The 12,054-nt window shown below is 71.0% G+C and carries 13 protein-coding genes; 5 read left to right on the top strand and 8 right to left on the bottom strand.

What is annotated here, in order from left to right:
* Window positions 1–28: 28 nt before the first annotated feature.
* From ACSQ11_RS05770 to trxA, 5 genes are all read left to right on the top strand, one after another.
* On the top strand, window positions 29–2,182 hold the full coding sequence (locus ACSQ11_RS05770; protein WP_436003929.1) for a hypothetical protein: 2,154 nt from the start codon (window positions 29–31) through the stop codon (window positions 2,180–2,182).
* 1 nt (window position 2,183) lies between these two features.
* On the top strand, window positions 2,184–2,765 hold the full coding sequence (sigM, locus tag ACSQ11_RS05765; protein ID WP_436003927.1) for an RNA polymerase sigma factor SigM: 582 nt from the start codon (window positions 2,184–2,186) through the stop codon (window positions 2,763–2,765).
* A gap of 85 nt (window positions 2,766–2,850) precedes the next feature.
* Window positions 2,851–3,651 carry a hypothetical protein gene (locus tag ACSQ11_RS05760; RefSeq protein WP_436003925.1) on the top strand — a complete coding sequence of 267 codons (801 nt, stop codon included), beginning with the start codon at window positions 2,851–2,853 and terminating at the stop codon, window positions 3,649–3,651.
* A gap of 101 nt (window positions 3,652–3,752) precedes the next feature.
* Window positions 3,753–4,775 (top strand): thioredoxin-disulfide reductase, encoded by a 1,023-nt coding sequence (gene trxB, locus ACSQ11_RS05755; RefSeq protein WP_436003923.1) that lies wholly within the window; start codon window positions 3,753–3,755, stop codon window positions 4,773–4,775.
* Window positions 4,776–4,834: 59 nt separating this feature from the next.
* The gene (gene trxA, locus ACSQ11_RS05750; protein WP_436003921.1) at window positions 4,835–5,161 is read left to right on the top strand and encodes a thioredoxin; all 327 of its coding nucleotides are present in this window, start codon (window positions 4,835–4,837) and stop codon (window positions 5,159–5,161) included.
* 123 nt (window positions 5,162–5,284) lie between these two features.
* Here the strand turns inward: trxA and ACSQ11_RS05745 are convergent, their stop codons facing one another.
* The 8 genes from ACSQ11_RS05745 to rpmH all read right to left on the bottom strand — a co-directional run bounded on the left by ACSQ11_RS05745 (window position 5,285) and on the right by rpmH (window position 11,877).
* Entirely contained in the window at window positions 5,285–6,427 is a 1,143-nt protein-coding gene (locus tag ACSQ11_RS05745) for a ParB/RepB/Spo0J family partition protein (RefSeq protein ID WP_436003920.1), read from the bottom strand.
* Complete coding sequence (locus ACSQ11_RS05740) at window positions 6,424–7,557, bottom strand: ParA family protein (RefSeq protein ID WP_436006712.1); 1,134 nt, start codon at window positions 7,555–7,557, stop codon at window positions 6,424–6,426. Before ACSQ11_RS05740 ends, ACSQ11_RS05745 begins: the two co-directional genes overlap by 4 nt.
* Window positions 7,558–8,601: 1,044 nt before the next feature.
* Complete coding sequence (gene rsmG, locus ACSQ11_RS05735) at window positions 8,602–9,291, bottom strand: 16S rRNA (guanine(527)-N(7))-methyltransferase RsmG (RefSeq protein WP_436003918.1); 690 nt, start codon at window positions 9,289–9,291, stop codon at window positions 8,602–8,604.
* Window positions 9,292–9,311: 20 nt separating this feature from the next.
* Window positions 9,312–9,827 (bottom strand): protein jag, encoded by a 516-nt coding sequence (locus tag ACSQ11_RS05730; RefSeq protein ID WP_436006710.1) that lies wholly within the window; start codon window positions 9,825–9,827, stop codon window positions 9,312–9,314.
* A gap of 178 nt (window positions 9,828–10,005) precedes the next feature.
* Complete coding sequence (gene yidC / locus ACSQ11_RS05725) at window positions 10,006–11,010, bottom strand: membrane protein insertase YidC (protein ID WP_436003916.1); 1,005 nt, start codon at window positions 11,008–11,010, stop codon at window positions 10,006–10,008.
* A 66-nt stretch (window positions 11,011–11,076) separates the two neighbouring features.
* Window positions 11,077–11,370 (bottom strand): membrane protein insertion efficiency factor YidD, encoded by a 294-nt coding sequence (yidD, locus tag ACSQ11_RS05720; protein ID WP_436003914.1) that lies wholly within the window; start codon window positions 11,368–11,370, stop codon window positions 11,077–11,079.
* Window positions 11,367–11,732 carry a ribonuclease P protein component gene (gene rnpA, locus ACSQ11_RS05715; protein ID WP_436003912.1) on the bottom strand — a complete coding sequence of 122 codons (366 nt, stop codon included), beginning with the start codon at window positions 11,730–11,732 and terminating at the stop codon, window positions 11,367–11,369. Before rnpA ends, yidD begins: the two co-directional genes overlap by 4 nt.
* Before the next feature lie 7 nt (window positions 11,733–11,739).
* A complete protein-coding gene (gene rpmH, locus ACSQ11_RS05710) occupies window positions 11,740–11,877 on the bottom strand; it encodes a 50S ribosomal protein L34 (RefSeq protein ID WP_010849920.1) in 138 nt (45 codons plus the stop codon).
* Window positions 11,878–12,054: the final 177 nt, after the last annotated feature.

Raw genomic sequence — 12,054 nt, 5'->3', positions numbered from 1 at the left:
GCGCCACACCGAGCGGAAGGGGCACCCGTTGGAGGGCGTCGGACCCGGAACCACCCTCGACGGGCGGTACACCACCCAGCGCAGGATCGAGCAACGCCACGGGTGCGAGCGGTGGACCGCCGACGACACCACGCTCGGTCGCTCGGTCGTCGTCCTCTGCCTGCCCGAGAGCGACCACCGCGCCAGCGCCGTCCTCGACGCCGGACGCCGCGCCGCGGGTCTCGACACGCCCACGCTCCACCGCGTCCTCGACGCGGGGCGTGAGCGCGGCGTCGCCTGGGTGGTCGAGGCCGACACGTCGGGAGCACGGTCCCTGGCCCAGCTCGTCCACGACGGCGGGCTGCCCGCCGACGAGGTCCGCCGCATCGTCGGTGAGGTCGCGACCGCACTCGAGTCCGCCCGCCAGCGTGGTCTGCACCACCTCGACCTACGTCCCGAGGACGTCCTGCGCACCCTCGACGGCGAGGTCCGACTGCGGGGCGTGGCCACGAGCGCCGCGATCGTCGAGCTCGACGACCTCGAGTCCGAGGACGCCTCCCGTCGCGACGCGATCGGCGTCGTCTCCCTGACGTATGCCGGCCTCACCGGTCTGTGGCCCGGTTCCGGCGCGACGTCGCTCGGCTTCGCACCCAAGGTGCTCGGAGGCGTCGCCGCGCCCTCCGAGATCGCCGCCGGGGTCCCTCGCGACCTCGACGCCCTGTGCCGCCTCACGCTCGGCGACGACCAGGGGCCTACCTCGCCGGGTGACTTCGCCCGCCAGATCGCACCGTGGCCCTCGCGCCAGGTCGCGGGCCGCTCGACGATCGCGACGACGGGGGCCGTCGACCCGCGGGTTCCTGCGTCCCTGACCTCGGCTGCGTCCACCCCTGCGGCTGCCGCCCCGGCGACGCCTGCGACACCGACTCCGGCACCCACCCCTGCGGCACCCACCCCTGGGCTGACCCCTGCGCCGCTCTCGCCGGCAGCCCTGAGTCGCCAGCCCTCGACCGAGGTGCTCCCCGCAACCTCCACCACCCCCACGAACGACGAGGACGCCGACGAGACCGGGGACGGCGACGACGAGCCCACCCGGGTGCTGCAGCGCCCCACCACGCCGCCCACCGAGGCGATCCCGGTGCAGCCCGCCACGGCTCCCGTCGCGGAACCCGCCGCGGCCGATCGCACCGGCGAGCTGGCACCGATACGGCCGAACGACCACGACATCGACGCCGCGCACGAGGACGCCGAGGACACGAGCGCGGGCCCGTCCGCCGCAGCAGCCACCGCGGCAGCGGCGGCCGTTGCCGCCGGTGCGGCGATGGCCGGCGCGGGGTCCGCGGTGGCCGGAGCCATGGGTCGCGCCGGCTCCAAGGTCGGGTCGCTCGGCCGCCAGGTCGGCGAGCGGGCGGCCGAGAAGGCTGCCGAGCGTCGCGGGTTCCGCGAGCGGATCACCGCCCCGAACGCCCCCGGCCTCACGGCCGACGGCGAGCACATCCGCCCCGGTACGGGCAGCGACGCCTTCCTCGAGGCGCCCGCGCCCCTCGTCCCCGCAGAGCCGCTCACCAAGGACGAGTCCAAGACGGCCCTGGCGATCGTCGCGGCGTTCCTCGTCCTCGCCCTGGCCTTCGGTTTCTGGGGCCTGTTCCGTCCCAACCCCAGCGCCAACCTCGACTTCGGAGGTGTGCCGGACCGGTCCGCGAGCCCGTCCACCTCCACCGCTGGGCGCAGCCCCTCGCCGGGTGCCACCACCGCGGCGCCCGATGCCAAGGGCGAGAAGCTCCAGATCCTCGCCGCCGACGGGTTCGACCCCGAGGGCGACGGACGCGAGAACGGCACCCGTGCCCCCCGCGTCTTCGACGGGAACCCCTCGACCGCCTGGCAGTCCGAGGGCTACTCCTCCGCTGCCCTCGGGGGTCTCAAGTCGGGCGTCGGGGTCGTCGTCGACCTCGGCCCCAACGTCGCGGCCCGTGAGATCGCGTTGACGCTCGGCAACCGGGCGGACGTCGAGGTCTACGTCGGCGGCGACAAGTCCCTCAGCGGTGCGACCAAGGTGGGCGCGAAGGCCGACGCCGACGGCACCGTGACCTTCCCGATCAAGGCCGGGACGACCGGGCAGTACGTCATCGTCTGGTTCACCAAGCTCAACCAGGACGGCAACGGCCGCTACCGCGCCCTCCTCGGCGAGGTCGAGGTCACGAGCTGACATGGCAGGGCTCGAGGACGCCTCCGACCGCGCCCTCATGGCCCTGCACGTCGACGGTGACCCGGACGCCTTCGGGGAGCTCTTCCGGCGGCACCGCGACCGGCTCTGGGCGGTCGCCGTGCGCACGACGCACGACCGTGAGCTCGCCGCCGACTGCGTCCAGGACGGCTTCGTCAACGCCTTCCGGCGGGCCGCGTCCTACCGCGGGGACGCGGCGGTCTCCACCTGGCTGCACCGCATCGTCGTCAACGCCTGTCTCGACCGGCTCCGGCGCGAGCGCGACGTGCTGCGCCGGGCCGGGGACGTCGCGGACCTCGACGTCGTCGACGCCCACGACCGCCACGGCGAGGCCGAGACCGGCCTCGACGTGCGCGCCGCCCTCGCGCGCCTCCCCGAGCACCAGCGCCTCGCGCTCGTCCTCGTCGACATGCACGGTATGCCGGTCGCGGACGCCGCCGAGGTCCTCGAGGTCGCTGTCGGCACAGTGAAGTCCCGCTGCGCCCGCGGGCGTGAGGCACTCGCCGCACTGCTCGCCCCGACCCGGGCCGATGACGGCGACCGGGAACCTCGGAGTGCTCCGTGACGTCCTACCCACGAGCCCACACAACGGTTCGGCGCGCCCCGCAGGGCTCCGCCGGGCCACTCGACCTGCACCGGAGGAGATGGTGGTGAGCACGCCCGACGACGACACGGACCCCACGGGGATGCGTGCGCTGCTGCGTGGCCTCCCGGACCCGGGGCCGATGCCGGACGACCTCGTCGCCCGCATCCAGTCCTCCCTCGACGACCTCGCGACGTCCGACCGGGACGTGTCCGTGGGCCGCGCAGGCGTCGCCCCGACCGACGTTTCACGTGGAACGGCCGACGGCTCACCGTCCCGCCGGTCCTCGTGGTGGGTGCGCAACGCACCGAAGGCCGCCGTGGCCGCGGTCGTCATGATCGGTGGTGGTGCCTTCCTGTCCGGTCAGCTCGGCGGGCTGGGCTCAGGGGGCGACTCGGCCACGTCCGGTGCCGCCTCCGACTCCGGCGGGTCGTCGGCGGACCAGCGTGCCGAGGGAGCCAGCGGTGGCAACGACTCCGCGCCGCAGTCGGGTGGCGACGCCGGTTCGTCGGCCGACCGTCCGGTGCGCGCGGGTGCGGTGGTGGTCACCATGTCGGGCCGGACCTACTCGGTCGCCGCCCTGGCGAGTGAGGTCGACCGCGACGACAGCTCCGAGCCGCTCGCTCCCCTCACCGCGGAGTCACCCGGCATCGGGCCGATCGGCACCGAGATGGGTGTGCGCTCCTGTCTGTCGGCCCTCGGGCTGCCCGCCGACGCGGCCGCCAGGGTCGACCTGGCGCTCGTCGACAGGAGACCGGCAGCGGTGGTGGTGGTGGACCTTGACGGTGGGCGGACGGCATACGCCGTCGGTCGTGACTGCACCATCGGCAACCCGTCGGTCATCACGGGGCCGATCGACCTGCCCTGACCGCGGGTCGGGCGGTGTGTCGGGAATCCCCAGCGCCTAGGATCGGTTCTACCTGAACCACCGCATGTAGCGGTGGTTCCCCATGACAGACACAAGGGACGGTGTTCGTGAGCTCCCCCGCCTTCACGGCTGACGCACAGGACGTGCGCAACGTCATCATCATCGGCTCCGGCCCGGCCGGCTACACGGCGGCCGTGTACGCCGCCCGCGCCAACCTCCAGCCGGTGCTCTTCGAGGGTGCCGTGACCGCTGGTGGGGCGCTGATGAACACGACCGAGGTCGAGAACTTCCCCGGCTTCCGCGACGGCATCATGGGCCCCGACCTCATGGAGCAGATGCGCGCGCAGGCCGAGCGATTCGGCGCCGAGCTCGTCACCGACGACATCACCTCGGTCTCGCTCGAGGGCGAGATCAAGACCGTCGTCGACGGCGAGGGCCGCACGTGGCGTGCCCGCGCGGTCATCCTCGCCATGGGCTCGGCCTACCGCGAGCTCGGCCTGCCCGACGAGAAGCGCCTCTCCGGCCACGGCGTCTCGTGGTGCGCGACGTGTGACGGCTTCTTCTTCCGCGACCAGGACATCGCGGTCGTCGGTGGCGGCGACTCCGCCGTCGAGGAGGCCACCTTCCTCACGAAGTTCGCCCGCTCGGTGACGATCGTGCACCGGCGTGACGAGCTGCGCGCCTCCAAGATCATGGCCGAGCGTGCCCTGAGCAACGACAAGATCAGGTTCGCCTGGAACAGCGAGGTCGTCGGCATCCGTGGCGGCGACAAGCTCTCCGGCATCACCCTGCGCGACACCGTGACCGGCGCCGACAGCGAGCTCGACGTGACCGGCCTGTTCATCGCCATCGGCCACGACCCCCGCAACGAGCTGCTCAAGGGCGCCGACGACGCGGGCCGGGTCGCGCTCGACGATGAGGGCTACGTCCTCGTGCAGGGCCGCTCGACCCTGACCAACGTCGAGGGTGTCTTCGCGTGCGGCGACCTCGTCGACCACACCTACCGCCAGGCCATCACCGCCGCGGGCTCCGGCTGTGCCGCGGCCCTCGACGCCGAGCGCTTCCTGGCCGAGGCCGAGCACGCCGGGGCTCCCGCGCCCGACGCGGCCCTCATCGCCCCCTGACCGGCCCTTCGGCCACCTCGCAGACCACATCCGCACCCACCCCAGGAAGGACCCCCGCCATGGGAGCCACCCGCACCACCGATGACGCCTCGTTCGACACCGACGTCGTCAAGAACTCCAAGGTCACCCTCGTCGACTTCTGGGCCCCCTGGTGTGGCCCGTGCAAGGCGATCGCCCCCGTCCTCGAGGAGATCGCCCGCGACCACGCCGACACGCTCGACGTCGTCAAGCTCAACACCGACGAGAACCCGGCCATCACCGGCAAGCTCGGCATCACGTCGATCCCGACGATGCACGTCTACAAGGACGGCGAGATCGTCAAGACGATCGTCGGCGCCAAGCCCAAGCCCGTCCTCCTGCGCGAGCTCGAGCCCTTCCTCGGCTGACGAGCACCGAATGACGAAGCCCCGGTCCATTGGACCGGGGCTTCGTCATTCGCGGGCCCAATTCCGCTGTGCCGCAACCGAACTCGCCCCACCGCGGGAGTTGGGTCGACCGCGGCCGAGGGCTCAGGCGGTGTCGCGCAAGTGCATCGCGTCGAGGATCCGGTTGAGGTCCTCGACCGACGCGAAGTCGATCGTCACCTTGCCCCGGGACTTGCCGAGCGTGATGCCGACGCGGGTCTCGAGACGGTCCGAGAGACCGGCAGCGAGGTCGTCGAGCTGCGGGTGGCGCCCACCGGCGCGGGGACGCCGCCTGACCGGCTTCTCGTCGTCGACGCCGAGCGAGACGATCTCCTCGACCGACCGCACCGACAGGCCCTCGGCGACGATCCGCTGGGCGAGGCGCTCCATCGCGGCGCCGTCACCCACGCCGAGCAGCGCCCTGGCGTGGCCGGCCGAGAGCACACCGGCCGCGACGCGGCGGGCGACCATGGGGGGCAGCTTCAGCAGGCGCAGCGTGTTGCTGATCTGTGGGCGCGAGCGGCCGATGCGGCCGGCGAGCTCCTCCTGGGTGCAGCCGAAGTCGTCGAGGAGCTGCTGGTAGGCCGCTGCCTCCTCGAGCGCGTTGAGCTGGCTGCGGTGGAGGTTCTCCAAGAGCGCGTCGCGCAGGAGGTCGTCGTCCTCGGTGGCCTTGATGATCGCCGGCACGGAGTCGTTGCCGGCCTCGCGGCTGGCGCGCCACCGGCGCTCACCCATGATGAGCTCGTACTCGACACCCTCGGGCACGTCCGTCGCGTCGGCCGGGACCCGTCGCACGACGACGGGCTGGAGGACGCCGATCTCACGGATGCTGTGGACGAGCTCGGCGAGGTCGTCCTCGTCGAACACGGTGCGCGGCTGACGCGGGTTGGGCCGGATCGCGTCGAGCGGCAGCTCGGCGAACTGGGCGCCGGGCACTGCGACGAGGTCCGAGGCGTCGACGGTGTCCGCGGACGGGGTGTTCGACGCCGTCGTGGGGTCGATCGGCTCGCTGACCTGCGACGATGCCGCGCGCTCGGTGTCGTTCGACGTGATCGCGGTGCTCGGCGTCACGGCGTCGGACGCCGTGTCCGCGGGGCGGTCGGCGATGTCGACGGAGCCCGTCGGGGACGCCTGAGGCTCGGTGCGCTCCTTGAAGAAGACGTCGGTCGGGCGGGTGGCACCCCCACCGCCACCCGGGGGAATGAGGGCTCCCAGGCCACGGCCCAGTGCACGTCGCTTGTCACTCATGAACGGTCCTCGCTGTTCTCGGCGGCGTTCTGCGCGGCCATCTCTGAAGCGGCCTCGAGGTAGGAGAGGGCGCCACTGCTGTTGGGGTCGTAGGTCATGACGGTCTGTCCGTGGCTGGGGGCCTCGGAGATGCGGACCGATCGGGGCACGGTCGCCTTGAGCGTCTGGTCGGGGAAGTGCGTGCGGACCTCCTCCGCGACCTGGGCCGAGAGGCGGGTGCGGCCGTCGTACATCGTCAGCAGGATCGTCGACACGTGGAGCACCGGGTTGAGGTGGTCGCGGATGAGCTCGATGTTCTTGAGCAGCTGCGACAGGCCCTCGAGGGCGTAGTACTCGCACTGGATCGGGATGAAGACCTCGCTCGCAGCGACGAACGCGTTCACGGTGAGCAGGCCCAGGCTCGGCGGGCAGTCGACGAAGACGTAGTCGAGACGCTCACCCCGCTCCGCCAGCTCCGCCCGGTATGCCGTGACCGCCTTCTGCAGTCGGGTCTCGCGGGCGACGAGGGAGACGAGCTCGATCTCGGCGCCGGCCAGGTCGATGGTCGCCGGCGCACAGAACAGCCCGGCGATGTCGGGGCACGGCTGGACGACCTTGCTCAGCGGATCGCCATCGACGAGCACGTCGTAGATGCTCGGCACCTCGGCGTGGTGCTCGATCCCGAGAGCCGTGCTGGCATTGCCCTGCGGGTCGAGGTCGATGACGAGCACCGTGGCGCCCGCCTGTGCCAACGCGGCGGCGACGTTGACCGTCGTGGTCGTCTTGCCGACGCCACCCTTCTGGTTCGCGACCGTGAGCACGCGGGTCTGCGTCGGACGAATCAGCTCGCGCCCCGACAGGGAGATGCGACGACGGGCATCTTCGGCGACGGCCTGGGCGAGCGGGGTGTCCGCTCCCGCCACCGGGAGGTCTGCGGCGTCGTCGTGGGCGTCGCGCGACACGTTCGCCAGCGCATCTGCCGCGCGCTCCGCCTCGCTGGGTGCTGTTTCACGTGAAACATCCGCCTCGGGACGTGTCTCGGCGGTCTCCACGGGCGCAGCCGCAGAGATGGCAGCCTCAACGGCTTCGGCCTCACCGGACTCCGTTTCACGTGAAACGGTCTGCTCGTCGTTCACCGACTCCCCCTCCATGACAGACGTCTCGGCCGCGGCATCCTCGGGCGCCACGGCCGCGTGATCTGCGGCGTGGTCCTCGGTGACCGCTGCGGACGCCCCGGTGAGGGCGTCGACGCTGCTCGATGTTTCACGTGAAACAGTGCCGCGGTCGACGCCGTCCGGACCGGGCCACCCGAGGGGGGAGGTCTCCGTACCCGGCAGGGCGGGGAAACCCAGGCCGGGGGTCACGCGGCGTTCGGTCTCGACTGGCATCGTCGGGATCCACCTCACACTCGTCGGTCAAGAACACCCAATCCAACCCTGCGGCTCCCCGACACGCCAAACCGCCCGGCGCGCCATGGAGGGATTCCGCCCACAGCGCAACAGACGCAATGTTTCTCCGGGCCGCCCGCACGCCGTTGGTTGGCTTGAGGGCCGCTCGACAAACGGTGGGTCGACTCAGTCCCCTGTCCGCAGCTCGCGTCTGAGCGCGCTTCGCGCGCCTGGGCAGAGCGTGCGACCCGCCGCCAGTCCCAGCCAGCGACGATCCACCGTTGGTGGCTCCCCCTCGGCACCTCTCGCGGTGGTCGTGCTTCACGTGAAACACCGCTCGCTCCCGACCCATAGTGTGGCCCGGTTCCCGCATCAATCTCACCCTGTGTGCCCACAAGGAAGCCGGCCCGTTGTGACCTCGAAGGACCACTGCGCCATGCAACCGTTGGGCTGAGCACCTCGCGTGCGTACGGGTCTGACGGTCTCCCTCCTCGCTGACGTGCCGGAGGAGGTTGGTCCGCATAGATGGGAGGAAGGGCGCCGAAGCGTTAGGGCTTCGGGCGCTCGACACCAGCAACCTCTGATCTCCGGACGCGACATGTGAGGTACTCCGGGAAGTCTGGTCTCGCAGGGCCCGGTGGGCTGTGCGCTGGCGACGACGTCTGTGCTCTGCGTGGACGCGGTCGACGGGCGCATCCCGTGGGCTCGAGATGGGACTGTGGCGGCCACACGGGGTCAGCGGGCGGCTCCGGAGAGCGAAACGGCCCCGGTTCCTCGGGAACCGGGGCCGTGAAGAGCGTGAGGGACTCAGCGCTTCTTCTTCTTGGACTGTGAGGCGGGAGGCCTCGGCTGGAAGGTGAGATCCAGGGTGAGCGTCGGTTCATCGAGGACAGTGGCGCCGTGCTCGGTGATCGTCGCGTCGACGAGGCCGAGCCTGGTGAGGTCGCGCCGGTCGGCGTCGAGCTCCTCGCGGGCGGAACGGCCCTTCATGGCGACGACCGTGCCGCGGCCGTCCAGGAGCGGGACGCACCACCGCGCGAGCTTGGCGGAGCGGGCGACGGCGCGTGCCGTGACCCACGGCGCCGACAGCACGCCGATGAACTCCTCGGCCCGCCCGCGGTGCACCGTGACGTTCCCCAGCTCGAGGTCGCCGACGGTCGCCGTCAGCCAGTCCGTGCGGCGCTGCATCGGCTCGACCAGGTGGATGTCGAGATCCGGGCGGGCGATCGCCAGGGCAACGCCGGGCAGCCCGGCACCCGACCCCACGTCGATGAGCGTCGCTCCCTGCGGGAAGGCGTCCTCGATGACGGCGCAGTTGAGCACGTGGCGCTCCCACAACCGGGGGACCTCACGGGGACCGATGAGCCCATGGGTCACACCCGTGTCGGCGAGGATCTCGACGAAGCGGGTGGCGGACGGCATACGGTCGCCAAACACCGCGGCCGCACCCGAAGGTGCGGCCGGCGGGGTGGTGTCGAACTCCTCGGAGCCGGTCACCGTTTCACGTGAAACATCGCTCACGCGGGCAGGACCACGACGTGACGGCGCGGCTCGACGCCTTCGGACTCGGACGACAGGCCGGCGGCGAGCACCTCGTCGTGGACGACCTTGCGCTCGAACGCGGTCATGGGGTCGAGCGCGGACTTCTCGCCGCTCTCCTTGACCGAGGCGATGGCCTCCTTGGCGATCTCGACGAGCTCGGCGCGACGGCCGGACCGGTGCCCGGCGACGTCGAGCATGAGGCGGCTGCGGTGACCCGTGGCCGACTGCACGGCGAGCCGGGTCAGCTCCTGGAGGGCGTCGAGCACCTTGCCGTTGTCACCGACGAGACGGCGGGGAACCCGCCCCTCCTCGGAGTCGACGATCGCGACCGCCGCGCGGTCACCGTCGATGTCGACGTCGATGTCACCGTCGAGGTCGCAGATGTCGAGGAGGTTCTCGAGGAAGTCGGCAGCGACCTCCCCCTCCTTCTCGAGGTCTGCGGGCGCCGCGGGGGTACGCGCGGACGACGCGCCGTCGGCCTGCGCGTCCATCGTGGTGGGCTCCTGCGTCGACTCGGCGATCTCGTCGCCCTCGTCGACCCGGGTCGGCTCCACGGCCTGGTCGGTCACGTCACTCATGGGTGGTTCCTCTCGTGGCGGCCGACGTCCTCGTCGGCCGGTCCGGGCCGCATCGTCGCAGGTCAGAGACCGGATGCGGCATGGTGGGGGTTCAGTTGTCGGTCGTCTTGGGCTTGGCCTGCGCCGCACCCGAACCACTCTTCTTGGCGCGCTTCTTGCCCTTGGGCTGCACGCGCTGGCGCGAGCGCTCCGCGGCCTCCTCGGCCTCCGCCGCCTCGCGGGCCTTGCGCTCGGCCTCACCGGGGATGGGCTTGCCGCGCTTGGCGAGGCGCTCGTGCAGCGCCTTCTCGGCAGCCGAGCCGGGGGCCGGCATCTTGCGGATGACGTAGAACTGCTGGGTCATCGACCACACGTTGGTGGTGAACCAGTAGAGCAGGACGCCGATCGGGAAGTTGACGCCGGACACGGCGAAGACGATCGGCATGACGTACATGATGAGCTTCTGCTGCTTGGCGAACGGGTTGTCCAGGGCAGAGGCCGGCATGTTCTTGGTCATGAGCTGGCGCTGCGTCGTGAACGTCGTCGCCGACATGAGGACGATGAGCACGATCGTGACGATCTTGGTCGTCGTCGTCTCGGCACCGATGAACTTGTCGGAGAGCTGGGCTCCGAAGAGGGTGGCCTCTTCGGCCTGCTTCGCCACCACCCGGGTCATGGGACCGATCGGGTCCTTGGTGCCCTCGGAGATGCCCTGCAGGCCGTTGAGCACGCGGAAGAGACCGAAGAAGAACGGTGACTGCACGAGGATCGGCAGGCACGAGGAGAACGGGTTCGTCCCCTCCTGCCGATAGAGCGCCATCGTCTCCTGGGTCATCGCCTGGCGGGACTCGGGGTCGGTCTTGCCCTTGTACTTCTTCTGGATCTTCTGCAGCTCGGGCTGGATCATCTGCATCTTGCGCGAGGCGTTGATCTGCTTGACGAACAGCGGGATCATCGCGGCGCGCATGACGATGACGAGGCCGATGATCGACAGCCCCCACGCCAGACCCGAGGCGGGGTCGAGACCGAGCGTCGTGAACGCCTGGTGGAAGCCGTACATGATCCACGCGACGAGAAGCTCGATCGGGTAGAGCAGGCTGTTGAAGAAGTCTCCCATGCTGTCCTTCGATAGATCCGGCGTCACTGCCGGAGTGGGCCCACACGGTGGATCCGGGTGTGTGGGTCAGGTGGTGGTCTCGTGGGGGATGTGACGAGCGACCAGGTCTGCGTCGTCGGGCTGTCCGGGCAGGGCCGGCACGTGGTCGACACCGCCGGGCGACCAGGGGTTGCACCTGCCCAACCGACGGATCGTGAGCCAGGTTCCCCGGAGCAGGCCATACCGCGTCAGGGCGGTCACGGCATACGCGGAGCAGGAGGGGTAGTAGCGGCAGGTCGCGGGCCGCATCGGGGACAGGACGAGCTGGTAGGCGCGCACGAGCCACACAAGGGGCTTGGCAGCGACCTGACCGAGACTCATCGGGCCACCTTGAGGCGGCCAATTGCCCTGTCCAACAACGGGTTCAGGGCTTCCGACAGTTCCCCGAACGTCGCGGACGCGGCCGCCGGCTGAGCGCGGACGACGACGTCGACACCCGTCGGTATGCCGTCCAGCCGGCTCGCGACGGCAGCGCGCAGACGCCTCTTGGTCCGGTTGCGGACGACGGCGTTGCCCACGGCCTTGGACACGACGAAACCGACCCGCGGCGGGAGTCCCGCACGAGAGTCGGTCACGTTGGCGTGCACCACGAGGATCCTCGATCCCGCTCGCGTCGCACCAGGGGCTCGGATCGCCGACGCGAACTGCGACTGCGTGAGCAGTCGGTTCGGCGCCGGCAGCACCGGGGCCTCAGGCGGAGAGCTCGGCGCGACCCTTGCGGCGACGGGCAGCCAGGATGGCGCGGCCGGCGCGGGTACGCATGCGCAGGCGGAAGCCGTGGGTCTTGGCCCGGCGACGGTTGTTGGGCTGGAATGTACGCTTGCTCACGGAAATCTCTCTTCACGAGACGACCTCCACGGACGAACTCCGTGGGGTCTGGGGCTGTCAGGGTGGTGCAGGTTCTGGGGCTGTGGGCAGGCAGCAACGACCGCCGCAACAGGCCTGTCAACGGTACGGGAGAGCGTGCACCCCGGTCAAACTCACGCCCAGGGTCTTCACATTTGC

Source organism: Knoellia sp. LjRoot47, from assembly GCF_964253435.1.
Classification (GTDB): domain Bacteria; phylum Actinomycetota; class Actinomycetes; order Actinomycetales; family Dermatophilaceae; genus Knoellia.
The sequence above is the reverse complement of the archived record's forward strand: the minus strand, read 5'-3'. Positions and strand labels throughout refer to the sequence as shown.